Below are 26532 nucleotides of genomic sequence, written 5' to 3' on the forward strand. Positions count from 1 at the left end.
GATCATATGGATTGGTATTTATATAAAATCAGACACTTAGTTGAGAATGCATTTTGTAGGTTAAAGCAGTTCAGAGGAATAGCAACACGATATGATAAGCTAAAGTGTAGCTATGAGGGGGCAGTTGTATTAGCTTGTATATTTATTTGGCTACCTTTATCGGGTAAATTCTATACTTGAAATGTCAACAGACCCTAATATTTAAAATTTTATCATTTGGTATATATTCTTGATTCTTATTAGGTTTTTCCTATAGATTCTAAAGAGAATTTTTTTAGATTTTTTCTTAAAATTTGTTTGAATTGAAGTGGTGGTGTTTCAAAAAGTATGCTGGGATTAAATGCAGCCATTATTGATGTGGAAGAAGGTTAAATCGAAAGCCTTAAAGTGGTTTTCTAACTTTTTCGAAAAATTACAGCTTCTCCTAAATCCACGCCTGAGCCGATGCCTGATTCTGCAATTATTACCTTCAATACCTACAGTAAAGAACTTACCAATCGATTGCTTATAATTTTAAAAGCAGTGACAAAACTGTCCCATAAATTACTCGAAATTCGCCTCCGACAAACCCGGTACGGTTCACTTACGAAAAAAGATTGAAGGGCACCTTTTTGTTCATCAGATTCGAGTGACTGCAAGTTTTGGGGCCGCCAAAATAGATGCAGAGTCCCAGTTAATGAGTGCTTTAGAAACCGCAGATCAACGTTTATACCAAGCTAAAAATAATGGCCGAAACAGAGTGTGTTTTAACTAACCTAAGTAGACTCCACTTTACTTATTTTCAGACAGCAACCAATCAAGAGCGTTCATTTTTACAATACCATTATAATTGGCTTCAGTCCCGATCGTGTCTAAGGTAAGTAAATACTTGGGATATGAATCAGAAATTTTCTGTAATGGACGTAACTCTCGGCTTAGTGTCTCCTCATTGAGGGTTTCTAATGCCACCTGATAATAAGTTAAATTCTGTAAAGTATCGACAGCAACAAAATCAATTTCATATTCATCAATCCGCCCTACATAGACCGTATAACCTCGTCTGACAAGCTCAAGATAAATCACATTTTCTAAGATATGACCTTGATCAGCATTAGCATCAGGCAACATAATGCGGCGCAATCCAACATCAACTAAATAGTATTTTTCAGAGGATTGTAATAACTCACGCCCACGTACTTTAAACTGTGCGGCGCTATAAAATAGCAAACTGTCCTGTAAGCCCCGAATATAGCGCTTCACTGTTTCAAATGAGATTTTAACCCCGCTTGAAACAAAGGTATTTTTAATTTTATTGATGGAAATGGGTGAGCCTGTCACGCTTGCCAAATATCTTGCGACACGCTCGAGAGAGTTAATATCGGCAGTATTTAAACGGGGAATAACATCTTTAAACATTACACTGGCATAGACTGCTTGCAAGTAATCATAGGTTTCCTGCTGGCTGGTCATGGCAAGCGTATAGGGGAAACTACTTCGCGTGTACATAGCATACAAATCACGATTGGATAATTGTTGGATGATCGGATTATTTTCAATATGCCACTGTTTAAACTCTTGGAATGACAAGGGTAAAACATGTTGCTCGATATAGCGTCCTGTGAGTAAAGTCGCAAGTTCTCCACTCAGAAAGAATGCATTTGAACCTGTAATATATAAATCGATATAATCCCGAACATATAAAGAGTCGACTACTTTTTCAAAATTGGTAACATGTTGTATTTCATCTAAAAAAACATAGTTTTTCTTGCTTTCATCAACTTTTGACAATACATAATCATGTAGTTTACGGTAATCGGTGAGTTCTTCAAATTCCATAAATTCAAAGTTGATGACAATGATGTTTTCGGCTTGTACCCCCTGTGCTTTTAGGTCTTGTTGAAACATCGCCAGCAAGGTGGATTTTCCAGAGCGACGTACACCCGAAAGCACTTTAATGACATCACGGTTTTGCCATGTATTCAGAAATTTTAAGTAGCTATCACGTCGAATATTAGTTTTTCTCATTGTTTCCACTTAAACTCTAAAGTTTTAATTAATTCTATCAAAGTTTAGATACTAAGTTAAAATATATTTAATTAAAAGGAAAGTTTCTAGTTCATGTGAAATATTTAAAATTCTAAACTGCTGTTATAGCAGTTTAGAGACGCTAATCACGACAAGCTCCAAGATACCAGGTCTACTCTTTAGACGAAATTTGATAGGTTTTCATCGATGAGATAATCCAAATTCTGTCTTTTTGATTATTTTCTATGTCATGTTATGTCATTGCTGCTACGACTTATTTGTCATATAAATTGAGTGAAAAGTAAATGGAATTACTATGTTAACTAGAGTGGAACTCATTTTTGTGGTGCTGATGGTGTCAGGCTTAATCTTGATTGCTTATGAAATGCTAAAAGGTTTATTCTAGGGCATCTACACATGATTTTTGATCAAAAAAAATGCCCAGAGAGGGATCAATGGGCAAAACTAAGGACCTTGACGGTCATTCAGAAACTACAGCTAGCTTCTAGCTATGATTCTGCACTTAATTAAAAAAAGCTACACTGGCTGAATATATCAAAAGTTAAATCATGTGATTTATCATTAATTAACACACTTGAGAAAATGAGTTCATCACTCTGCTGATTAATACAGTAATTCACCAAACAAATCCGCTCTAATCTCTTCCAGGCTCAGATCTGATTTCATTCTATTACAGAGTGGATGAACCAGCAGACCATTCTCTAGCACCCCTTGGCCACCTGCGGCTTTGGCAATCCGATGATCCGATTCAGTAGAATCGAGATAGATTAATCCATCACAAATGGGGCAAAAGTTATGATTACCCACCAGAAAATTGTGCTTAAGCAAATTTTTGGTTAATGCTGAAAAGGCCTTGGGCTTTGATCGAGAGATCGGGCTAATCGATTCAACATATCCGACTACATGCTCTACAACCCCATCATCATAATTACCCAAAAATCTTTCAGAATAAAACTCATTAAAGTTGATGTACTTGAAAGCCTTTGACATCGACAAAATAAAGGTGTTCAGGCATTCTTCATCTTCAAAATCGACATCCATTTCCAGGCTTAAACAGATAAAGGCTTTATAAACGATTTGTAGCCGATCATAGCCTTTAATCCCACTGCCGAACTTACCGACCGTTTCAGTGGTCGCCACTGGAAAATTGGCAATCAAGAACTCAATACTACGGCGGACACGTGTAAACTCTTTAAAGCTAATGGTTCGATGGTGAATCTGCATCAGGCTTTCATGAATTTCAAACACAATAGCAAACCATGCCAGAAAGGAAGTAATCTGAAAACGCTGGTCCTTATAAAAATATAAGAACGGATGTAAGCCCAAACTCGGAACCCCAGTATTTTTTACAGGAGTGGCCATTCTGCAAAGGACCGTAAACAGATGTGACATGATCTTTTCAACGCGTTCACCCTGATTCAGGCTCATGATATTATGAATCTGATCACCCGCGATGATATTCATGAGCTCATTGACCAAGCCAATTTTTTTGCCATGACTCATTTCAGTATCTAATAATATGGTAGAGAAAAGCAGCTGATGGATCTTCTCCCCCAACTCGATCAGCGAATTTAAACGTGTATATTGGAGCTCTTCCAAGTTAGATTTATTGTCATTGATATAACAACAGGCATAGATCGCATAATAGGCGTCACTCCCGCGACTTCTGAGATGATATTCCTCATATTTATCTAGACGTTTAGTATCTGAGTTAATCGATTGAAATACCCGTCGCGCATCTTCTGGAGTCCCCAGTACCTGCCGGAAACTGATTTTAATATCGCCTAATTTCGATTTTTTTTCTGCAAATTCGGCATCAGTACAAATTTTTTGAAAATCAGCAAGATCTCCTAAATAATTGCGGAGGTAACGAATATCTTGTTTTTGTTGATCATTGAAATTAGGTGCTTGAGGGACTTGCTCATCCGCAAAATATCTATTGATCCATGCATAAATACAGGAAAGACGATGTGCCCCATCAATAATGTAAATATTGCCGTGTATATCTTTCCAATACAAAATGCATAAATTGATGTTTTGATCTTCTGTGCAATCCTCAATAAAGTTTGCAATTTCTTGCACGCTCCAACATTCCGTAGAACGCTGGTTATCCGCCTTAAATAAACATTTGATGATTGGATGCTTTTCAAAATCAGTCAGTGCAACTTCAAAATTGTCACGCTGCATTGAAGGTGACATTTCTTCTGGCAACATGACTTTACGCTGAATAATATTGGTCAATAATCGTGTTGGACCCATTTTTATTTTCTCCAGACAACACTGTCCTACTTTCGCTCAAGTACGAAATTTGAAAGTGTATATAGTTCGATTTGGTTAAAGCGATGAATTAAATGACCGTCAATATTCAGTCAGCGCTAACAAAAGAGACCTAAGAGAAATGGGGGGATTAGATAATAAAATCTTCATGTTTAGTACCTGTAGTTTAGAGTTGACTATCTACAACCATCTTTTCCACGAGATGGAGGTAGACCAAACAGGGGTGGAAATACCGCACTACAGAAGACGGCCAGTCATAGACTGCCCTGCCTGGCCTACCATAATGGCAAACTAAGCATAATAAGCACAAAAAACCGCTAAAGCGGTTTTAATGCTTCTGTAGTAATTTTCAGGTTTCCACGCCCGATTACAGATTTTGCTGTAATGTAATTATCATATGGGTATCTTTTTCTTTGGTCAAACCGAATTAGAATTTTTTTATTCATTTTTAAATAAAAAAATATAAATCGATAACATATGGATCAAATTGAAAGCAAAGAACAAATCAAAGTCGCTGATTCCTAGGCCCCTTAGGTTGAACGATATATGCTTAGGCTATTTGCACAAGGAAGGATGCTATACGGCTTCTAGCAGCATATTAAATGCAAGGTATGATGTAGTCAGGTAAATGATATTTATGCACACGTAGCTGTCTTGAACAAATTCACAGAATTTGGCTGCACTTATACCCAAATTGTCACTTGAATTTAGCTCAATTAGGGTAGCGCTGTCTTTCAAAACTTTATGTAATAAAGCGTGCGTAAGTCATATTTACTTAAATTCTGATATGATCTCTAATCACCAAATATCGTACACTCAACCATGCTAGTACCCATCGCACGGCGCTTAATGACGCTTGTTGAGACATAATTCTAAAATAATCATATTTATTATGTTTCATCACTATCGGAAAAAACTGATGTTCTGTAAGGATTGAAAGCATAGGTTCATCCTCTGCCGTAAAATGCATCAATACTTTTGTTACATTACTTTCATACAACCATTTTTTTATTAACCAATTGTAAGTTTCTGATTGGTTTTGTTCTAAATAATCAAATCGCTCTAAAATCTCTTGTGCGAAATTAAAATCTACAGCCCTTAGTAATTCAGGCAAACGTGCTAATTTTCCTTGTGTCAAGAATGGATGTCTTCCTATATTTGAACCACGTTTACCTGAAGGAATGTTTGACATCGTAATTAAAGCTCTCTTCCAGGGCTCAATATCTAATTGTGGCTGCCCCTGTCCAGAAATAAGATACCGCTCAATATCTTCAATCTTTTGAAACAGTTCGTGTTTAATTACTTTACCCGTCGAATTCCCTCTTTTTTGAGCATAGATTACCCACCTCTGACTTTCTATTTTTTTGAGCACATATTTTTCGATGGTATCTCTCAACTCATATTTTAGATTACCATTGTGTTGGTTAATCGCTTGGAAATGCCTGAATAAATTACTCCGACTCATGACTCGCTTAAAAAATGCAGTATGTAAATTGGGTTGCTGTTGTTGCATGCTATAGGCATAAGTAGCTAGAAATAAGATATGAATATAATGCTTTAATGTTGTCGATTCATGTAAATGTCCAAGCACTCGACTAATCGCCTTAATCCCTTGCCCAACCTGTCCTTCATTGCCTACTAGCGTATTAAATTGCTCATTCGATGGCATCCAAGTTTGTAGCCATGGCAGTTCTATCGTCAGCGCTTTAAAATCCACCACTGTTTGCAAACACTTTAAAGTATATGCACTTGCAAACGTATGTCTTAAATGATGTAAGCTGAGATCAACATCTCCAGTGACTTTCTTTAATATTTGAGATATTTGATCAAAAAAAGTCCTATGCTCACTGTTCTCATCGGAAATTAATATTGAATCTTTTTTATTCTTATAAATATCATCTAATCCCTTTTTAATCGTCTGGCTTAATAAATTCATCGGAACAACACGTTCTGATCCAAGTGTTTTTAACTGATGCTCACCATAAGGACGAATTCTGAGCATATCCTCATCAATATCTAAGGGCCGTAAATGAAGCGCCTCTGAACGGCGTACACCCATCGCCGCAGATAAACGAAAATGACGCTGAATCTCTAGACGTAAAGCAGCATCATTCACCCCAGACTCTACAGATTGTAAGATTTGAACGATCTGCTGCACTTCATTTTTTGAAAAGACTTTAGCACTTGCTTGATGTGCTGCACGCTTGTGTAACTTTATCCGATCATCATTTAACTGAATTAAAAAATCCCTAAAGCGATTCCACGCTGCGAGATGCTTGCGGTGTGGAAAATGCTCTTGCGTCAACTCCATCCATTTTTGAAATACATCTTCATTAATCTGGCTATCTTTTGTTAAATCTTCTGAAAACCCCAATATACCTGCACTGACGATAGCTAAATGTAGATGAATCATATTTCGATTCTGTAGACTTAACTCTTCTGCATCACAGCGTAAAATCAACCATTGCACAAAGCATGTTAATAAATTGACTGAGTAGCGATTCGTTTTATTACTAGCAAGCTGTTTAAGCCAAATGCTTGATCTAGATTCACCTTTTAGTTGCTGAATCATCGCTAAAATATCAGACAAATGTAGTTGCTCATCGTCTATTTCTATTTCACTTTCTGGCTCAGTGCTATCTAAATTTGTGGTTAATTTTTCATATTCGAATAAGCGTAATAATTCATTTATTGAAAGATCTTCAGTCAGGACTTGGCCTGATATATAACCTGCAATCAACGGAGTGCTATTTAACATCACATTTTGCTGTAAAGCTTTCAACCATTGAGCTAACGATAGAGTTGACTTAACCCCTATTTGTTTTAAATATGTATTAAAACACTTTTGCCAAGCCGTTCTTTGTTGATTTCTTGGCTGTGCTAAAATCTCTTCTAATCGGGGCTGTAGATACTGTCGGTCTACTAAAATTAACGTCGAGACATAAGGACTTAACATTACTGTACGGCGTATCTTTGTCACAGATCTATCATTATTCACTGTCAGTTCAACGAGCCGACTATTCCCCATAGCGACTATATGTTGATCAGAAGCAATAAACTCCAACATCGCTTGTAAATGGCTCACTCTGCACAGTTGTGAATACATGGAGAGTACAACCAGCAAACGTCCTATTTCAACATCACAATTTTGATGTTCAGGTAAATGTTCTAAATCCTTCTGAATATGATCAAGTAAGTTTTGTTCTATATAACACCATGTACTAAAACTATTTTCAGATGTCAGCCATGTACGATGAGCCTTTTGAGGTAACTGAACGAATAAAGGAATTTTCGCTTCATCGCGAATATAAGCACAATATGCTTTAATCGCTTGAGGCAAATCAATATTTTTATTTTTAGCTAAATTTGAGGCTAATAGATGGCCAAGCTCTAAAGCTACTTGTGGCTCAGGATTTTCCTCAAAAATCAGCTGATAATAGGACTTATAGTCTGGGTTTTTCAGCCATTCTTTTACATCATTTTCTGAAAACTCTATTCTAAGCTTTGTCTCTACTTGTACTGTTTTAGTCTCTTGAGTTAAAACAAATGTAGGAACATTCTTGATTTTTAAAAAATCAAAATCTTCAATACACTCGAAACCTAATTGTTTTTGCAAGTTTTCTTGTACATCAAGCCACTGTTGTTTAAAGGCTGATACAGGAAATACGGATAATATATCCCATGGATGACGACCCCGTATCCAGTGCCCAAGTCCAGCGTCCTTGAACCTCCCAGGTAACTGATTACGATCAGAGCGAACCAACTTCCGTGCCCAATTTCTAATTAAATCTTCAATCTGATGAGGATCATACAGTTGCACAGCATAAGATGATAAATCAACACGTAGCTCAATTTGCTCCCCCAACATTCCCATCAAACCACGTAAACTTTGAATTTGTTTGATCAATGCTGGAGTCAATGGCACATAACGATCAGTTGATTCATTTTGATGATGCTTATCTTGAATCAAGGCCCAGCCTTGCTGACTGATCCACTTTGGAAAGGGTTGTTTAATCCCTCGACCAGCTGTGGCAAGATTTATCCATAATTCCGTATATGACATTAAGTACTTAAAGAACATCTGCCAATCTTTCTGTTCATTGGCTTGATATATATAATTTTTTATTCGTGCAATTTCATTTTGTATTTCAATAATCTTTATTCCAATTGGGCTACCCACCCGCTTATTGGAAGAGTATATATATTCAGGAATATTAATTTTTATCGTTCTTAAACAAGCAGCCCAGAGTTGCTCAAGTTGCCTCTGTTCAAAAGAGGCATAATGAATCAAGTTATCATAATTTCGACCTGATGCATTCGTCACTGCTTTAACGACAGCTAAATCACCTTGGCTATGATCATATAACAACCGTGGAAGAATATCTCGAATGCTTTTGAGGCTGATTTCTAGCTCTTTAGGTACACGGTTAATCAGTTCACTCGCGTCACGTTCAACTGCAATATGCTGTCTTGTAATCCCAAGATTTTTGACTTGACTCACCAAATCATTGAGTTCAATCGGTAAAATCAAATGTAACTCGTTGGTCCATGGCACGTGAAATTTAGATTTTTTTGGCTTTTTTTTGAGTATTGGTGTCCCAGCTAAAATACTCAATACATATGCAGATAAAGTATGATCATACTTAATAGTAATATTATTATGACCAGTAATATTATTATGACCAGTATTTTGACTAAAACTTGGCGCTTTAAATTCACCCACCGGACGTCCGGTGAGCAAGCTTAATATCAAAGCTAATTTTGCGCGTAACATCATGCTGGTATCTGTATGAGATGGTTGACAGAGTCTAAATACTTCTTGAATTGAATTTAAGGACAATCGCGATTTGGTCCAAACTAAACCAACATTTGCAGCTTCAATATGTTGAGAAGTCGACTTAGATGCATAAAACCCTCGAAGTAAATCGGATTGTTCTGCCAAAAAAAATCTAAACAAGGGCTCCAATGGTGTTTCATCTTCTTCAATCTCATCATGCTCAAATACATCTGAGACTAGACCACGATGAATTTCATCTACATCTTCTAAAGGTTGAATAGCAATACTTAATGAACCATATCGTTGCAGGATCAATTTTTTGTGCTTTATCCCTATACGGTGTAAAAACTCTCGACGTTTTTTGTTATTTTTTAGCCGATTATTTCGCCAGATTTGTGATAAAAATAGCTTTAATGCATAATAAATTTTATTTAATTGTTCATCATTATTATGAACAGACATTAACTGAATCAGTTGCTTCGGTGAATTTTGAAGCAGTGAAGCTTTTACATCTTCTAAAATCTGTGTATTACCAGCATCACCTAATAGCCTAATCGCTAAAAAGGCATTGTACACACGAGATCCTTTTTGGTCTTTCAGCTTTATGCTTCCATCACCCTTTAAATAACTACTATAAAGCTCAAGAGCATGTACCTTGTCTTGAAAATGAAAAATTTGCTCTAAAAACCAAATAATTACAGTATCAAAACTCTCATTATTATGATTTTCTCCTGCTTGAATCAATAGCAAATCACAAATTCCACTGTCTCCAGTGTATGGACGTAATGGCGTGGGTGTATGTCTGTTTCTATCTATTGTTTCTGAGAAAAAATGTGCATATTTCTTAGAATCCTGCAATCTACTAATGATCTTTAACGTATTAAGCTCATCACGAAATTCTGGTAATTCATTATCACCAATCAAAGTGAAAATTCGCTGACAAATGACAACGATACCGGCTAAGCTATAATGTGCACGTAATAAAAATAATGCTCGGAGGAGTTTTTGTTCTTCTATAGGGGTATTCTGGTTTATCCATTCTAGCAGTTGCTTAAAATAAATATTCATAGCCTACTCCTAAGACGATAAATCCATGCTTTTCCAAAGTCTGTTAAAGCTAAAGCAACTTCTGCCGTTGGCGCCAAACGAACAATTTGCTGCTGATATTTTTGATAAAGTTCCTCCAGTCGAGGTAAAAATACAGAAAAGTTAGCTAAATGAAAATATGGTTGCACAGACTTGCCCAGCTCTTTCACTTTAATTCTTTCTAATGGCAAAAGCTTCTGGGCGATATAACCAGCTAAAACATTTTCGATTAAAAAATTACCACTCACCACCGGTGATGCCCAATTAACCAATTCTTGAACAAAGGAAATCGGCAGCTTTTTCAAAAAATGCTGTGTATTTAAAAATAAAATCATTTCTTCTGGATCTAAACTCTTTAGTCGAAGTTGGCCTGCAACCACCATCTTGTCCTGTGCTTTATCCACTTTAGCCCAGTGTCTTCTTTTCACACTATCCTTTAGAGTTTTTACCTTACATAAGTCCCTATCGACAGCAAGCAGTAACTTACGATATATCGCGAGCAGTAGTAATGCTTGATTTTTAATTTTTTCTGAAAACTCCCGGCTCATTTCCTCATTGAGTAACATCATTTTCAAAACTAAAACTGGGCATGGTTTTTCAAACCTGCCTTCAGAAATTGTTAATGCATCAATGAGCAATGGTGTCATCATTTTTTTCTGCACAGGTAAGTTATTTTTAGCGTCACAATAGTAGAATAACACAGTCCCAAAATTAACAAAATTAAATCAAATAAATTTTATATTTAATAAAAAAGTATTTGATTTATATAATTTATTTACTAACTTTATTTTTACACCAATCTAAGATATTTAGCTTATCATGTCAGCCTATTTGCAACAGTGCCAACAAATCGTTGGCTATAGCTTAAATGAGCGTATGACGTCACAGCTTGTTTGTAATGCACTGAGTATGGCTATTGGCAATCATGAGCCAACTGAAGGCTTGATCGTTCATTCAGATAGGGGTAGTCAATATTGCAGTCATGAATATCGGAATATACTTGAAAAATATGGATTTCAGGGTTCAATGACTAAACGCGGTGATTGTTACGATAATGCACCGATTGAGAGCTTTTGGGGAATATTAAAAAATGAATTGGTTCATCATCGCAACTATCAAACAAGAGAGGAAGCTAAAGCAGATATTACAAAATACATAGAGCTATTTTATAATCAGCAGAGAGTTCAGAAAGGACTGGATTTTAAAACACCAAATCAAACAGCAGAGGACTTTTTTAAATTGGCTGCATAGAATCTCCCAAGTCGAAGTGTCCTGTTTTTTCAGCACACATCAAAATGGGTAACTTCCTATTTTTCAAGAGCTATGTCCGATCAAGTCTGAATTAATACATCTAATCAACAGATTTTTCGATCTCTAAGAACTTTTTAAGGGAACATCATCGACTCAAATCTCTATTTGCAACAGTGCCAAAATTATAACTAAATCTTTTAATTTAATATTAAAACTAAATCCATATTTTTAACCTGATTACCCACACCCATTAAAACTTCCTGAACCACACAGTCCTGATCAGCTTTAATCACAATCTCCATTTTCATTGCTTCAATGGTAAATAAGGTTTCACCTTTCCTGACAGACTGACCAAGTTTTACAGGTACTGTACTAATCATGCCCGGCATCGAAGCACCGATATGTTTTGTATTCTTCGGGTCTGCCTTTGAATGAGCCGTCGATTCTTTTTGGCTTGCCTGTTTAATCTGAACCAGACGTAACTGGCCGTTCAGCTCTACAAACAGATCAATCACTCCATCCTTGGCTTCTGAGCGGCCCAACAGTTTTATTTCGAGTACTTTACCGCGTTCAAGTTCGATTTCGACTGGACTTTGCTCTTTTAGACCATAAAAGAACGCTGAAGATGGAATACTTGAGACCGTGCCATATTTCATTTCGTGCTGCATAAAGTCGGTAAAGACTTTTGGATACATCAGGTATGACGCCAATTCTTGTTCAGTGACTAGTTTCCCAAACATATTCTCAAGCATTGCTTTTTTACCCGCCAGATCGGCTGGTGGCATAACTGCACCAAGACGGTCATTTAACGGGGCTGCACCTTTTAATACCTTGTTCTGTAACTTTTCTGGAAAACCATGTACTGGTATGCCTAGCTCCCCCTTAAACAGGGAAACCACCGACTCAGGGAAATCAATTTCAAGTTCAGAATCTTCAATATCTTGTGGACTAAGATTGTTCGATACCATATATAAGGCCATATCACCCACCACTTTAGAGGTTGGAGTGACTTTAACAATGTCACCGAACAATAAGTTAACTTGTGCATAGGCATCAGATACTTCCGTCCAGCGCTCTTCAATACCCATTGAACGAGCTTGTTCACGCAAGTTAGTATATTGTCCACCCGGCATTTCATGATGATAGACATCAGCTGTACCAGCACGCATATCCGCCTCAAACGGCTTATAGATATGGCGCACACCTTCCCAGTATGTCGAAAGCTGTTGCAGGTTGTTAGGGTTAAGTCCTGTGTCCCGATCTGTATTTTGTAAGGCCGCAACCACAGAGCCCATGCTTGGTTGTGAAGTGAGACCGCTCATGGCATCCATGGCAGTATCAACAGCATCTACGCCTGCCTCAATTGCTGACAAAATACTGGCTGCTGCAATACCACTGGTGTCATGGGTATGAAAATGAACTGGCAGTCCGGTTTCTTCTTTCAATGCTTTGACCAGCTCACGTGCTGCGGCTGGTTTGCATATCCCCGCCATATCTTTAATAGCCAGGATATTGGCTCCTGCCTTTTGTAGCTGCTTTGCCATATCAACATAGTAGTTGAGGTTATATCTGCGGTTATTGTCAAAGATATCGCTGGTATAACAGATTGCTGTTTCACACAACATGCCCGACTCTCGAACCGCATCAATAGCAACCCGCATGTTATCAACTGCATTTAGCGAATCGAATACACGAAATAAATCGATTCCACCTTGTGCTGCCTGTGCAATAAAGTGGTGAACCACATTATCTGGATAGTTGGTATAACCCACGGCATTAGATGAGCGAAGCAACATTTGAAATAAAATGTTCGGCACTGCTTCACGAAGTCTAGCTAAACGTTCCCACGGATCTTCTTTTAAAAAACGCATCGACACATCAAAGGTTGCGCCCCCCCAGCACTCTAGTGAAAATAGCTCACTGGCCATCTGGGAGTAATAAGGTGCAATAGCCAACATATCTGCGGTCCGCATTCGTGTTGCAAATAAGGACTGGTGGGCATCACGCATAGTGGTATCAGTAACCAATACACGCTTTTGATCTAGCATCCAATTTGAGAACCCTTCTGCACCCAGTAATTTAAACTGGTCTCGGGTTCCGCTTGGAATATTCTGATTCAAGTTAAATATTGGTAACTGTGCTGGAGCTGGAACTGTCTCAGGAAGCGGACGTCCTTTAAGTTCAGGTTGCCCATTGACGGTAATGTCACCTAAAAACTCTAATAACTTTGTCGCACGGTCCTGCTTAGGTTTAAGGTTAAATAATTCAGGAGTGGTATCAATAAATCGGGTAGTACAGGTACCTTGTGTAAATAGAGGATGTGTCACCACATTTTCTAGAAATGCCAAATTATTTGAAACACCACGAATACGAAACTCTTGTAATGCTCGTAGCATACGGGCATTAGCTTCATCCGCACTTGCACCACGAACCGTTACCTTAGCCAGTAATGAATCATAATAAGGCGTAATGACTGCACCAGTATAGGCAGTACCACTGTCTACCCGTACCCCAAAACCAGTTGCGCTACGAAATGCGGTCAAACGTCCATAGTCCGGCATAAAGCCATTTTTAGGGTCTTCGGTGGTGAGACGGCATTGTAATGCATGGCCTAACAGTTTAATTTGCTCCTGGGGTGGAATAAAACTGCTACCATCTCCAATCGCGGCACCTTCAGTCACCCGAATTTGTGCTTTAACAATATCAATGCCAGTAATTTCTTCTGTGACTGTATGCTCCACCTGAATACGCGGGTTAACTTCAATAAAATAGAAGTTTTCTGTTTCAGCATCCATTAAGAACTCGACCGTACCGGCGTGAGTATAATTTACTGCGCGAGCCAATCTTAAAGCGGCCTCACATATTTTATTACGTTGGGCTTCGGACAAATAAGGTGCAGGCGCACGCTCAACCACCTTCTGATTACGTCGTTGGACAGTGCAATCTCGTTCAAATAGATGCACAATATTGCTATGGGTATCACCTAATATCTGCACTTCTACATGACGGGCATGGCGAATCAGTTTCTCTAGATAAACTTCGTCATTGCCAAACGCAGATTTGGCTTCACGACGTGCAACAGTAATTGCATCTTCGAGTTCCTTCTCATGTTCAACCACGCGCATGCCACGACCTCCACCGCCCCAGCTCGCTTTGAGCATGAGTGGATAGCCTACCTCAGCTGCCAGTAACTGACAGTCTTCAATGCATTCAGGTAGTGCTGCTGTAGCAGGAATAACTGGCACACATGCAACCATTGCAACCTTACGGGCCATCACTTTATTGCCTAACTGACGCATTACTTCTGGTTTTGGACCGATAAAGCGAATGCCAGCTTGGCTACAAGCCTCTGCAAACTCAGGGTTTTCAGACAGGAAGCCATAACCTGGGTGGATAGCATCTACCCCTGCCTCAACTGCAATACGGATAATATCTTCAATATCCAGATAGGCAGCGATTGGTTTTTTCCCTGCCCCTACCTGATAAGCTTCATCCGATTTAAAGCGATGCAGGGCAAATTTATCTTCTTCTGCATAAATTGCAACTGTACGGATGCCCATTTCTGAGGCAGCACGCATGACTCGAATCGCGATCTCGCCACGATTAGCAATAAGTATTTTCTGGATAGGCTTAATCATTTATATACCCATTTATTTCGTAATATATTCATAATCTTATTAAAGATATTCGTAGTTTGGCGCTAAATATTTTTTTAGCTAGTAAAGGAAAAGTTCGTATTTCAAAAGCTGAAATAACAATTCATTAATTTTTAAAAAATAATTTTCGAACTGAAGCCTAGTACTAAAGCGTTATTTATATAATTGGTTGCACCTGGATGGATGATGTACTGCATATTTGGTCGTAGCATTAACCATTTAACAGGGAAGTAGGAGTAATTAATTTCGAAATTATATTCAGCATCTTCATTAATATTTGAATAGTTTGCACGGAATCGGTCGCTAACACTTATTCTGTTTATTGCTAATCCAAAAATATCATTTGCATGGGTATCTAAAAGACCAATATATTTCAAACCAACTTGTTGCATATTTCCAATTTTATTCGTAGTTTTATTATGGAAACTGAAGTTCATGAATCCATATAATCCTTGATTTGGTAAATTCCTAGACGATAACTGCTGTTCTACTCCTCCCCATACTCCATATGTATTATCTTCAGACTCTCCTGTTACGATGTCCTTTTGATTATCGGCCTCATCAGAAGTATTATAAAATGCTCCTATACGATATATTCCAGGCAAGTCATTAACTGCGTTTTTAGGCTGCCATACCAACTCGACAGGAATATTAAAACCGTCTGCATCTTTTGTATCTAGATTCCATCCTTCGTTTTCTTCCAAGTTTTTTGGGTTATATTCGAATACACCAAATTGAATAAAAGCTTCAGGATTAAAACTATATTTAGACATTACTGCCCACTGGCTTACAGGTGCATTAATCCATTTATTGCCTTGCCATTTCCCCATTTGTGCACCACAAAAAGAATTATTTTGAAAGTCACAAGACATCACATTGAAATAGGTTCCCATGGCAAAACGCCCAACTCGAATACTGGTAACTGCGTTACTGAAATTCTTTTCAATCGACAGTTCTGCAAGCCTTGTACCCGAATTACCCCGACCATAATTTGCCTGTACATTGGCCAATTGCGGTGCTTGCGGATCGGAAATCTGCTCTACTGATACACTTTGCCCTTGTCTTGCCATAATTAATACTCTGACACTCACCCCGTCTACATTTATCAATTTTTCTAAATCTAAAGTTGAACCGAGTGAAAACTGGCTAACATATGTTGGGTCTTGTCGTGGGGCATATCCACCATCTGCTAAATAAGCAATATCGAGATTGGAACTAGCATCAAATTTGATTCCTTTATCTGCTAAAGCTGTTCGTTTGCCATCCCAATCCCCTGTTAAATTTGTCCGATTTACATCAAATAAGTTCTCAGCAAAACAAGCTGTATTTGTTCCAATAAGTACACTAATAAGACATAAAAAATTACTTTTTTTCATTGCACAATCCCTGCAAATTTTGAATATAAGTTTCCCTAAACAGCTAATTGAATAAGCTATTTTGAATGATTAAATTGGATTAAAAGTGGTGTGATAAAATTGCAGCATGGCGGGACTCCTGTCATACACCATGCTCAATTCACTAACAGAGTTGGACTCTCTTAGGTTAAGTGATTTTTAATTTTTGCTTTAACGGCTTCTGTAGAAATACCATAACGATCATGTAGTGTTGGTAATGCGCCTGCATCTAAAAATGCATCAGGTAAACCAATCATATCAAAACGTGGATGTTGCCCATTTCTTAATAGCAAGGTTCCAACTGCTTCACCTAAGCCTCCAACCACAGAATGATTCTCAGCAGTTAAAACTGGACGACCTCCTTTAGCTACTTCGTCTAAAATGGTCTGTTCATCTAATGGTTTAATCGTAGGTACATGTAATACAGAAACCTCTACCCCTTCTTTTTCTAGCTCTTCCGCTGCCTCAAGCGCACGCATGGTCAGTAATCCGGTAGAAATAATCAATAGGTCTTTACCAGGCTTAATGACTTGGGCCTTACCCAATTTAAATTGGTAGTTATATTTATCCAGTACCAATGGAACTTGACCACGCAACAAGCGCATATAAACAGGACCTTGATGAGCAGCAATCTGCGGAATAGCCTGTTCAATTTCCAAGGCATCACATGGATCAATGATCATTAGATTTGGCATTCCACGGAAAATGGCAATGTCTTCTGTTGCTTGGTGACTTGGTCCATATCCTGTAGTTAAACCAGGAAGGGCTGCTACAATTTTCACATTTAGATTATCTTCGGCAATCGCCATACAGATAAAATCGTAAGCTCGGCGTGAAGCAAAAACAGCATAAGTCGTGGCAAAAGGAACGAAACCTTCTCGAGCTAATCCAGCAGCAGCGCTCATCAAGAGTTGTTCGGCCATTCCCATTTGAAAGAACTTGTCTGGATTTTGATTCGCGAAAATATGTAAATCTGTATATTTGGATAGATCTGCTGATAATCCAACAATATCATCACGCTCTTTCGCTAGTGCATTTAAAGCATGTCCAAATGGTGCAGACTTGGTTGGTTGCCCTTCTGCAGCAATAGAAGCAATCATGGCAGACGTTTTTAATTTTTTCTTAGGAGAGTTCGCTAATTGGCTCATGGATCTAGACTCCTTATTTGCCGTAATGGGTTAATATATTTAAAGCTTCATCCCATTCACGTTCATCCACGCGAATAAAATGTGTTTTTTCACGGCTTTCTAAAAATGAAACACCTTTACCCATTTTGGTATCGCAAATAATGACCCTTGGGCATGTTCCTTCGTGACTTTTCGCTTGATCGAAAGCATCAAGTAAAGCTTCCATATTGTTGCCATCTACGCGTTGGGTATACCAACCAAAAGACTGCCAACGATCTACAATCGGTTCAAAAGCTAGAATTTCACTTGAATGCCCATCGGCTTGCTGATTATTCACATCAATAATTGCGATGAGATTATCTAATTTCCAATGTGAAGCTGACATGACAGCTTCCCATGTCGAGCCCTCATTCAGCTCACCGTCTGATAGGAAGTTATAAACAAAAGATTCTGATTTCTTTTGCTTTAATCCGAGGCAAGCACCTACCGCAATGCCTAAACCATGACCCAATGAACCACCTGTGATTTCCATACCAGGGGTATACGTTGCCATGCCTGACATAGGTAAACGACTGTCATCAGAACCATAAGTTTCTAGTTCTTGAAGTGGAATAACTTTTGCTTCGATCAAAGCTGCATATAAAGCAATTGCATAATGACCTATTGAAAGATAAAAGCGATCTCGTCCTTCCCACTCAGGATTCTCAGGCTGATATTTCATTGCATGAAAATAAGAAACTGCAAGTAGATCAGCTGCACCTAAGGCCTGCCCAACATAACCTTGGCCCTGTACTTGTCCCATACGTAACGCATGTTGACGAATGTTATAGGCACGTTGCTGTAGTTCAGCAATACGAGCTTCTTTATTAATATTTGACATGATTAACTTCTCTTATTAACGATTAACAAGTTTTGCTGGAACGCGCGTTACCAGTGTGGCACCGACAAGTAAAACTGCTGTGATTAAGAACATACCTATGGCATTAGAACCTGTATTAGTCGTAATCCAGCCGATGAGAAATGGAGAACAAAATCCAGCGAGATTGGCAAAACTATTGATTCCAGCAATACCAGCAGCGGCTGAAACACCACCTAAAAAGTTGGTTGGCAACATCCAAAACAAAGAAGATGCAGTGAGTACACCCGATGCCGCAATACATAAACAAATCAGCGATAGGGTTAGATTTGAGGCAAACAATGTTGCGAAGGTCAGTGCAATTGCACCAGCACACATAGGAATAATTAAATGCCAGCGACGCTCTCTAAAGTGATCTCCGCTACGGCCTGCTAACAGCATTACAACTATGGCACACATATAAGGCAGGCTGGTCAACAAGCCAATATGCCAGTTGTCACTAATACCCGAGTTACGAATTAATGTCGGCAACCAGAAAGTAATTGCATATTGTCCCATTACGACACAAAAGTAGATTCCAGCAAGTAACCACAAGCGTTTATCACTAATGAAGTCTTTAATACTGCTATGCCCTTCTTTCTGCTGATTATCTTGTGAAATTTCTTGTTGAACTAAATTCTTTTCAGCACTTGTTAACCAATGTGCATCTTGAACAGAATCTTTAAGAACTGCGAGGACTAACAAACCAACAACCACTGTAGGTATAGCTTCAAGTACAAACATCCATTGCCAACCATGCCACCCTTGCACATTGTTCATTTGGTCCATGATTAAGCCAGATAGAGGCCCACCGATCATTCCTGAAATTGGAATCGCAATAAACCAAAGCACAGTCATACGGGCCCGACGATAAGAGGGGAACCAATATGTAAGATAAAGTAATAGACCTGGCGCTAATCCAGCTTCAGCAACACCAAGTAAGAAGCGTAAGGTATAGAATTGCCACTCTGTTTCAACAAATGCAAAACAGCCTGACAAAATACCCCATGTAATCATGATGCGAGCAATCCATCGTCTGGCGCCTACTTTGTGTAATACAATATTGCTGGGTACTTCACATAAGAAATATCCAATAAAGAAAATACCTGCACCGAGGCCGTATACAGCTTCACTAAACTGTAAATCACTCATCATTTGAAGTTTGGCAAAGCCAACATTTACGCGATCTAGGTAGGCACAAAAATAACAAAGCATTAAAAATGGCATCAGCCGAAATGCAATTTTCCGATATGCTGATTTACGAATAGCATCCGTATTAGATGAAAGTACAGTATCCATCATGCGAGTCCCTTTACACTTGGCCACAATATCCTCTCGTGACCATGATGTTATTTTAAATGTTTAACACTGAACTTTAGTGAATAAGCATGCCGCCATTTACATCTAACGTTATACCCGTTAGATAAGTAGATAAATCACTGGCTAAAAAGAGTGCAGCATTTGCAACATCTTGGGCTTTGCCTAAACGCCCAAGTGGAATTCCAGCCAGAATGTCATGACGTCGGTCATCATTCATCAGTCCGCCAGTAATATCGGTATGTATAAGACCTGGCGTAAGTGAGTTCACACGAATGTTATCTGCACCAAATTCACGTGCCATTGCTTTTGCCAACCCTAGAACCCCAGCTTTAGCAGCACTGTAATGAGGGCCACCAAAAATACCACCGCCACGTTGTGCTGAAACTGAAGATAAGCAAACAATACTTCCACTACCATTTTCTTTCATAGATGGAATCACGGCTTGCGACATAATGAGTGTGCCACGTAGGCTAACATCTAAAATTCGATCGTAATCATTACGTTTAATATCAAGTGTTTTTACAGGTTGGGTAATACCTGCATTATTGACCAAAATATCTATCTTTCCATATTGCTGAAGTGCTTGCTGAACAGCTGCATGTGCCTGCTCTTCATTGGCTACATTTGCAGCAAGACCCAAATGCCCTTCACCTAGTGCTTTTGCTGCATTCTGACTTTGGACAAGATCTAAATCTACAATAATGACTTTTGCACCGTGTTGCGCAAAGATTTCTGCTGTTGCACGCCCGATACCACGCTCAGATGCAGCACCTGTGATTAACGCTACTTTTCCTTGTAATAACATTTGTCGTTCTTCCTCATTCATTTATTTTCTTCCTAATTAGTCTCGCTGTTTTTATAAGTCGCAGCAATAAGGTTAAACTCAACTAGACATGAATAAAATTCATGTCTGTGATATTTTAGGTAGTGATTTAAAATAAAAATGGATTTTTATAGCATGAGTAGTGAAAAAAATTACAATCAGGTGCCTGCAATTAAAACCTTACAAGCTTTTGAACAAACTGCTCGATTAGGAAATGTGGCAAAAGCAGCAGAGGTTTTAAGTCTCACACCATCTGCTGTCAGTCATCAAATAGCAAAATTAGAAGAAATGATTGGTCAAAGTTTATTTATAAGAGGCGCACGAGGAGTTACTTTAACGCCTTCAGGTGAGCGTTATTATCAAGATGTAACGACTATCCTGCATAATTTGATGTTAGCAACTGAACAAGCATCAGATAAAAGCCCAAAAGATAGCTTATATATCCATTCTTCTCCTAGCTTTGGACTTCTGTGGCTATTGCCAAGATTGGAATCATTTAAAGAACAATATCCTCTTATTCAGGTGAATTTATCTTGCTCTTATGAAAACCTTCATTTTACGCGTGATAAAATTGATATTGATATTCGTCATGGTATTCCCAATTGGACAGGTGTCGAAATTAGAACCGTTCGAAGTGAAAAACTAGAAGTTCTTGCCTCCCCTAAACTACTTGAACGTAGTCCAGTAACTAAGCCTAAAGATTTATTAAAAAAAGAATTAATTTTATCAAAGTCTACTCTCGTGACATGGCCCCAATGGTTTGCTCACCAAGGATTAAGTGTTCCTGAATTTCCTTATACTTTTAGTTTTGATCGCTCTTACATGTCACTTGAAGCAGCCACACATGGACTCGGATTCGTCCTTGAAAGCAATTTACTTACCCAAAATTATTTAGAGTCAGGAAAACTTGTCAAAGTCTTCCCTGATGACTTATCCGTGCCCATATCCGCACACCACTTAGTTTATCCACGTACCCATGAGAACATTCTCAAAGTGAACCATTTTTTAAACTGGATTAATGAAGAAATTAACAAAAGTAGTGAATGGTAAAACTTTTAAAAGTATTGAAGTCATGCGTGCACTACGTAAAGGACAACCATCGTCATTCTATTATGGTCAGCCTCAGGGTGAAGTGTGTCTAATCAACAGGGTTTCCGGTCTCTAAGCACTTTTTAAAGGGAACATCATCGGTAAGCGTCCGCTGAACCCCACTTTTTCTAACTCATTAATACCGCGATAGTGTCCACTTAAATTTAAGTGGACACCTATTTATGGATTTAAAGACAGTTATAGACAGTGCACCAACGCTAAAAAAGCCCCGTCGAACCTTCACAGCTGAATTTAAACATCAACTTATTCAGCAATGCCAGCAGCCAGATACATCAGTGGCCAAGGTAGCAATGCAACATCAGATCAATGCCAATCTGCTACATAAATGGATTCGTCAGTCCAGATCAATGCCCCCTGCATTAAAAACCCCATCCATTCCACAGACTGACTTTCTTCCGGTCATTCTTCACCCGACGCCAGTCAAACAAGAAGCACCTCTACCACCTGTGCCAGAGAAGAAAGCTGTCGCTCATATCAGGATTCCATTACATGAGGCACCAAGTTCCGCAAGGGATCAGATGATCGAGATCGACTGGCCGGTGGAGTCAGTAACTGAATTACTGTTGCTGATCCAGGGTTTGACTCAATGATTCGTATTGATGAGATCTGGTTGTCTACCCAGCCGATGGACATGCGTGCAGGGATGGATACAGCCATGGCTCAGGTGCTGAGAGCCTTTGGCTACATCAAACCGCATTGCGCTTACCTGTTCTGTAATAAGCGTGGCCATCGTATGAAAGTGCTGGTGCATGATGGACTGGGTATCTGGCTGTGTGCCCGGCGGCTGGAACAGGGGAAATTCCACTGGGCTAAAGTTCACCAGGGTGAAAGTATGGCGATCAGCCCGGAGCAGTTACAGGCACTGATCCAGGGTTTGCCCTGGCAAAGAATCGGACTGCAGCAAGTGGTAACAATGCTCTAAACCAGGCTCATCCATTCTGCTATTCTCCAAACGTTCTATTTCCTCTGCATCATGACCTCAGGCATACTGCGGTCATGAATACGCTGCCTGATTTAAGCCAACTGACCCATGAACAACTGCTGGAATTTACCAGACAGTTGGCGATGCAGCATCAGTCTCTGGCACAATCTAAACAACAACTGGAACAATCAAATCAGCAATTAGATGCCAGAGTTCAACATCTTGAAGTCACCAATCAGCAATTAGATTCTAAAGTTCAACATCTTTCTATTCTCAATCAAAAATACGAGCATGAGCTTGCACTATTTAAACAGCATAAATTCGGCAGTAAAAACGAACATCTCACCGCAAAACAAATCCATCTCTGGGATGAAGCGGTTGAAGAAGATATTGCAGCGGTTGATCTGGAACTGGAACGGCTAAATGCAGATAAAACCAATGCAGCTGCACAGAAAGCCCCAGTCAACAAACCTAAACGTCGGCTGTTGCCAGATCATCTACACACCCTCCGTATTGAGCATGAACCTGCATCAACCCAATGTGCTTGTGGCTGTACCTTGCGTCGTATCGGTGAAGATGTCAGTGAAAAACTGAATTTCAGACCGGCACAGTTCTATAAGGAACAGCATGTGCGTGGTAAATGGGTCTGTGATCAGTGTGACACTCTGACTCAGCAAGCGATGCCAGCCTATGTGATTGATAAAGGCATTGCTTCACCTGAATTGCTTAGCCATGTGCTGGTGTCAAAGTATGCCGATCATTTGCCTTTGTACCGTCAACGTCAAATCTTTCTACGCGCAGGTGTTGATCTGTCTAGATCAACGTTATCTGACTGGATTGGCCGCTGTGGGGTGGAACTGGAACCTCTGGCCAATGCCTTAAAACAGGTGGTACTGCAACAGCAGGTGATCCATGCAGATGAAACACCGGTGACGGTCATGCAGATGGGTGAAAATGAGAAAAAGCCCAAAAAAGGTTATGTCTGGGCCTATGCCACCACACAGTACAATCCAGTTCAGGCAGTGATCTATGACTTTCAAGATAGCCGTTCTGGCCAGCATGCTGAAGACTTCCTGAAAGGCTGGCAGGGTCATTTGGTCTGTGATGATTACAGTGGTTATAAAGCACGCTTTAGATCAGGTCAGGTCATTGAGGTGGGCTGCATGGCACATGCACGTCGTAAATTCCATGAACTACATGTGACCAAGAAAAGTCAGGTCGCTGAACAGGCATTAGTGCTGATTCAGAAATTATATGCGATAGAAGCAGAACTCAGGAAAAAGACCGATGGTACGGCAGAACAGCGCCGCGAATACCGACAACAGCATAGTCAACCGGTGATGCAACAACTGTATGAATGGCTCAACCAACATTATCTGACGGTGCCATCGAGTTCTCCAACCGCCAAGGCCATCAATTACACTCTGAAGCGTTGGCCAGCTTTAAGCCGCTATCTGGATGATGGCAATCTACCTATAGATAATAATTGGGTGGAAAACCAGATGCGACCTTGGGCGTTGGGACGTAAGAATTGGCTATTTGCAGGTTCGCTGCGCAGCGGTCAGCGAGCAGCCAATATCATGACATTAATCCAGTCAGCAAAGCTGAATGGGCTGGATCCGTATGCCTATTTAAGTGATGTTCTGAAAAGGTTGCCGACACATAAAGTGACCCAAATAGAAGAATTACTGCCACACCGCTGGAAATCCAACTCAAATTAAAAAATAGGCATGGGGTTCAGCGGACGCTTACCATCATCGACTCAAATCTCTATTTGCAACAGTGCCTCTCCGACAATCTTGGTACAGTTCAACTTGATGATATATAAATTTTTACCATATGGTAAATTTTTATTTTAAATTAAATTTATTGAAACCAAAATCTAGGTGACTTTTATAAAATAAAAAATCTAAAAAAAGTGACCAAAACAACATTAAATGATCTAAATTGATCAAAACTTTAATTCATAAAGACTCATATACTACCTTTTAAATCATATGCTTATAATTATTATCACTTGATGTAATGAATCTCGGTGACCTTGCCAAGGTTGGGAAATATTAATTTCTTTGTACATCTGGATTTACGCTACCTGCGAATCCTTCGATTATTCAGATTACTCAAATTAACCCGTTATTTTGTCTCCCTGCAGATTTTATTGTGGGTGATCAAGCGCGAAAAAGGCTCATTTCAGGCAGTTATTTTTATCCTGCTGATCATGATCATCATTGCGGCGGCTGGGGTATATGTGGTTGAAAACAAGGCACAACCGGAAGTCTTTAGCTCCATCCCTGCGTCCATGTGGTGGGCGGTGGTGACGCTGACCACAGTCGGCTATGGCGATGTGACACCAATCACCCCCTTAGGCCGCTTTCTGGGGGCTTTAATTACCATTTTAGGGGTAGGTCTGGCAGCACTTCCTGCGGGTATTCTGGCCAATGAGCTGAGACAACGCAAACACAAGCTGGAATTAAGATTTCGTGAACTGCTTGATGACGCAGAAATTGACTTGATTGAAGATCAAGAAAAAATTGAAACTTTACGTAAAGAAGTCGGGCTGAGCACAGAGCAAATGCAGGATATCCTGTTAGAGCTTATTCATGAGCGCAAGAAAGAACAACTCGAGCAGGAAAAAAACAAGTTTCTTCTGCCCGCATTGTGGGCATAAGTTACCTGATTAAAAGGTAGCCAGATCATCGCGAGCATCAGACCATAGGATATGATACTTGTTGCAGGCAGATGCTATTCACTCAATTTTTTCGTTTGAAGCAGGATCAAGTCATTTCAATCTAAAAACGCAGCGATTTCATCGGCCACTGCCCTGGATGTCCGGGAAACTCCGACCAGCGTCGCCGAAGCAGCACCGGTCCATTCCCCATAACCGACCAGCCATAAATTCGGCAGCTGAACCGAGCGGCCATCCTTCACTGCGATGGTCTGGTCCTGCTGGATAATCCCGAGGCTGCTAAGATGATTCAGCGCCGCCTTAAATCCGGTACACCAGATCACTGCATCCACTTGCGCGGTGCTGCCATCTTCCCACATCACGCCATGTTCGGTAAAAGCCGAAAATGGACGCTTGCTCTGTAAAACGCCTCGCTCACGTGCCTCTTTGACTGAATCAATCATGACAATATCGCCCAGACCACCAATGGGCTGCTCGATCTTTCTACCTTGCTGCTGGGCTTTCAAACGCTCGGTCGCCCTTAAGAACAGGACACGGCCATCAACATCATCTGCCAGAAATTGCGGCGGTGTCTGGGTGATCCAAAGCGTTTCAGCTACCTGGGAAACCTCGGCCAGGATTTGCGCACCGGAGTTGCCACTACCCACGATCATGACTTTCTTGTTTTTAAATAACTCAGCATTTTTATAATCTGCTGAATGAAGTTGTATACCCTGAAAATGCTCACGACCTGCATACTCGGGAATAAATGGTTGGCTCCATGTCCCTGTAGCGCTTACCACCGCTTTGGCTTTCCAGGATTGTTCCCCGGCATAGACCTCTAAATATGTCCCTTTGTTTTCCACGCGCTCCACATGCACCGGACGAACTACAGGAAAGTGATAGCGCTGCTCATAGGCGGTCAAATAATCGATCACCTCATTGCGGGTCGGATAGGTCTGTTCGGTCGCCGGCATCATCCAGCCCGACAGCGAACTCCAGCTATTCGGGGAGAAAAGACGCAAGGACTCCCAGGCATGCTGCCAGGCACCTCCAGGCTGAGGCTGATCATCCAGGATGATAAACGGAATATTCTTGCGCTTTAAGAAATAAGCCGTGGACAAACCGGCCTGTCCAGCACCGATGATGATCACATCTGTTTCGATCTGTTTTATGTCCAAAGCCTTTTCCCCTTGCATTTTTC

The 26532-nt window shown here is 39.8% G+C and carries 16 protein-coding genes and 5 pseudogenes; 9 read left to right on the plus strand and 12 right to left on the minus strand.

Features of this window, described 5'->3' with window-relative positions; translation table 11 throughout:
- Window positions 1-180, plus strand: a pseudogene (locus tag FTU45_RS10765) (IS5/IS1182 family transposase); the annotation flags it as partial.
- 156 nt (window positions 181-336) lie between these two features.
- Here FTU45_RS10765 and FTU45_RS10770 read toward each other — a convergent pair.
- A pseudogene (locus tag FTU45_RS10770) lies at window positions 337-557 on the minus strand (IS1 family transposase); the annotation flags it as partial.
- A 65-nt stretch (window positions 558-622) separates the two neighbouring features.
- Between FTU45_RS10770 and FTU45_RS10775 the strand changes: the two are divergent.
- Window positions 623-754, plus strand: a complete 132-nt coding sequence (locus tag FTU45_RS10775; protein ID WP_289845708.1) for a diguanylate cyclase domain-containing protein — start codon at window positions 623-625, stop codon at window positions 752-754.
- A gap of 17 nt (window positions 755-771) precedes the next feature.
- Here FTU45_RS10775 and FTU45_RS10780 read toward each other — a convergent pair whose 3' ends face one another.
- The 4 genes from FTU45_RS10780 to FTU45_RS10795 form a co-directional block, all read right to left on the minus strand.
- Entirely contained in the window at window positions 772-2004 is a 1233-nt protein-coding gene (locus tag FTU45_RS10780) for an ATP-binding protein (RefSeq protein WP_159139014.1), read from the minus strand.
- Window positions 2005-2628: 624 nt separating this feature from the next.
- Window positions 2629-4284, minus strand: coding sequence for an HNH endonuclease signature motif containing protein (locus FTU45_RS10785; protein WP_180076388.1), 1656 nt, complete (start codon window positions 4282-4284; stop codon window positions 2629-2631).
- A gap of 793 nt (window positions 4285-5077) precedes the next feature.
- Window positions 5078-10147 carry a tyrosine-type recombinase/integrase gene (locus tag FTU45_RS10790; RefSeq protein WP_180076389.1) on the minus strand — a complete coding sequence of 1690 codons (5070 nt, stop codon included), beginning with the start codon at window positions 10145-10147 and terminating at the stop codon, window positions 5078-5080.
- Window positions 10144-10815 (minus strand): hypothetical protein, encoded by a 672-nt coding sequence (locus FTU45_RS10795; protein WP_180076390.1) that lies wholly within the window; start codon window positions 10813-10815, stop codon window positions 10144-10146. Before FTU45_RS10795 ends, FTU45_RS10790 begins: the two co-directional genes overlap by 4 nt.
- Window positions 10816-11008: 193 nt before the next feature.
- Between FTU45_RS10795 and FTU45_RS10800 the strand changes: the two are divergent.
- Window positions 11009-11416 (plus strand): annotated as a pseudogene (locus FTU45_RS10800) (IS3 family transposase); the annotation flags it as partial.
- Window positions 11417-11613: 197 nt separating this feature from the next.
- On the opposite strand, the gene FTU45_RS10805 reads toward FTU45_RS10800, so the two are convergent.
- The 6 genes from FTU45_RS10805 to FTU45_RS10830 all read right to left on the minus strand — a co-directional run bounded on the left by FTU45_RS10805 (window position 11614) and on the right by FTU45_RS10830 (window position 20613).
- Complete coding sequence (locus FTU45_RS10805) at window positions 11614-15054, minus strand: pyruvate carboxylase (RefSeq protein ID WP_218944672.1); 3441 nt, start codon at window positions 15052-15054, stop codon at window positions 11614-11616.
- Window positions 15055-15185: 131 nt separating this feature from the next.
- On the minus strand, window positions 15186-16448 hold the full coding sequence (locus FTU45_RS10810) for a carbohydrate porin (RefSeq protein WP_100535579.1): 1263 nt from the start codon (window positions 16446-16448) through the stop codon (window positions 15186-15188).
- A gap of 161 nt (window positions 16449-16609) precedes the next feature.
- Complete coding sequence (locus FTU45_RS10815; protein ID WP_100535580.1) at window positions 16610-17614, minus strand: transketolase family protein; 1005 nt, start codon at window positions 17612-17614, stop codon at window positions 16610-16612.
- Between the two features lie 13 nt (window positions 17615-17627).
- Window positions 17628-18473 carry a transketolase gene (locus tag FTU45_RS10820; protein WP_100535581.1) on the minus strand — a complete coding sequence of 282 codons (846 nt, stop codon included), beginning with the start codon at window positions 18471-18473 and terminating at the stop codon, window positions 17628-17630.
- A 15-nt stretch (window positions 18474-18488) separates the two neighbouring features.
- Entirely contained in the window at window positions 18489-19787 is a 1299-nt protein-coding gene (locus FTU45_RS10825; RefSeq protein WP_180051107.1) for an MFS transporter, read from the minus strand.
- 76 nt (window positions 19788-19863) lie between these two features.
- Entirely contained in the window at window positions 19864-20613 is a 750-nt protein-coding gene (locus tag FTU45_RS10830) for an SDR family NAD(P)-dependent oxidoreductase (protein ID WP_159516666.1), read from the minus strand.
- Window positions 20614-20793: 180 nt separating this feature from the next.
- On the opposite strand from FTU45_RS10830, the gene FTU45_RS10835 reads away from it, so the two are divergent.
- From FTU45_RS10835 to FTU45_RS10860, 6 genes and pseudogenes are all read left to right on the plus strand, one after another.
- A complete protein-coding gene (locus FTU45_RS10835) occupies window positions 20794-21681 on the plus strand; it encodes a LysR substrate-binding domain-containing protein (protein ID WP_159516677.1) in 888 nt (295 codons plus the stop codon).
- 1 nt (window position 21682) lies between these two features.
- Window positions 21683-21796, plus strand: a pseudogene (locus FTU45_RS10840) (IS6 family transposase); the annotation flags it as partial.
- A gap of 106 nt (window positions 21797-21902) precedes the next feature.
- Window positions 21903-22331, plus strand: coding sequence for a transposase (locus FTU45_RS10845; RefSeq protein ID WP_000364662.1), 429 nt, complete (start codon window positions 21903-21905; stop codon window positions 22329-22331).
- Entirely contained in the window at window positions 22328-22663 is a 336-nt protein-coding gene (tnpB, locus tag FTU45_RS10850) for an IS66 family insertion sequence element accessory protein TnpB (RefSeq protein ID WP_000618090.1), read from the plus strand. The genes FTU45_RS10845 and tnpB overlap by 4 nt, the downstream gene beginning before the upstream one ends.
- A 74-nt stretch (window positions 22664-22737) precedes the next feature.
- On the plus strand, window positions 22738-24384 hold the full coding sequence (locus FTU45_RS10855) for an IS66 family transposase (protein ID WP_180076391.1): 1647 nt from the start codon (window positions 22738-22740) through the stop codon (window positions 24382-24384).
- 338 nt (window positions 24385-24722) lie between these two features.
- Window positions 24723-25344 (plus strand): annotated as a pseudogene (locus FTU45_RS10860) (potassium channel family protein); the annotation flags it as partial.
- A gap of 103 nt (window positions 25345-25447) precedes the next feature.
- Here FTU45_RS10860 and FTU45_RS10865 read toward each other — a convergent pair.
- Entirely contained in the window at window positions 25448-26527 is a 1080-nt protein-coding gene (locus FTU45_RS10865) for an ArsO family NAD(P)H-dependent flavin-containing monooxygenase (protein ID WP_005093691.1), read from the minus strand.
- Window positions 26528-26532 lie beyond the last annotated feature (5 nt).

This window comes from Acinetobacter sp. YH12106 (genome assembly GCF_013418995.1).
Lineage (GTDB): Bacteria > Pseudomonadota > Gammaproteobacteria > Pseudomonadales > Moraxellaceae > Acinetobacter > Acinetobacter pseudolwoffii.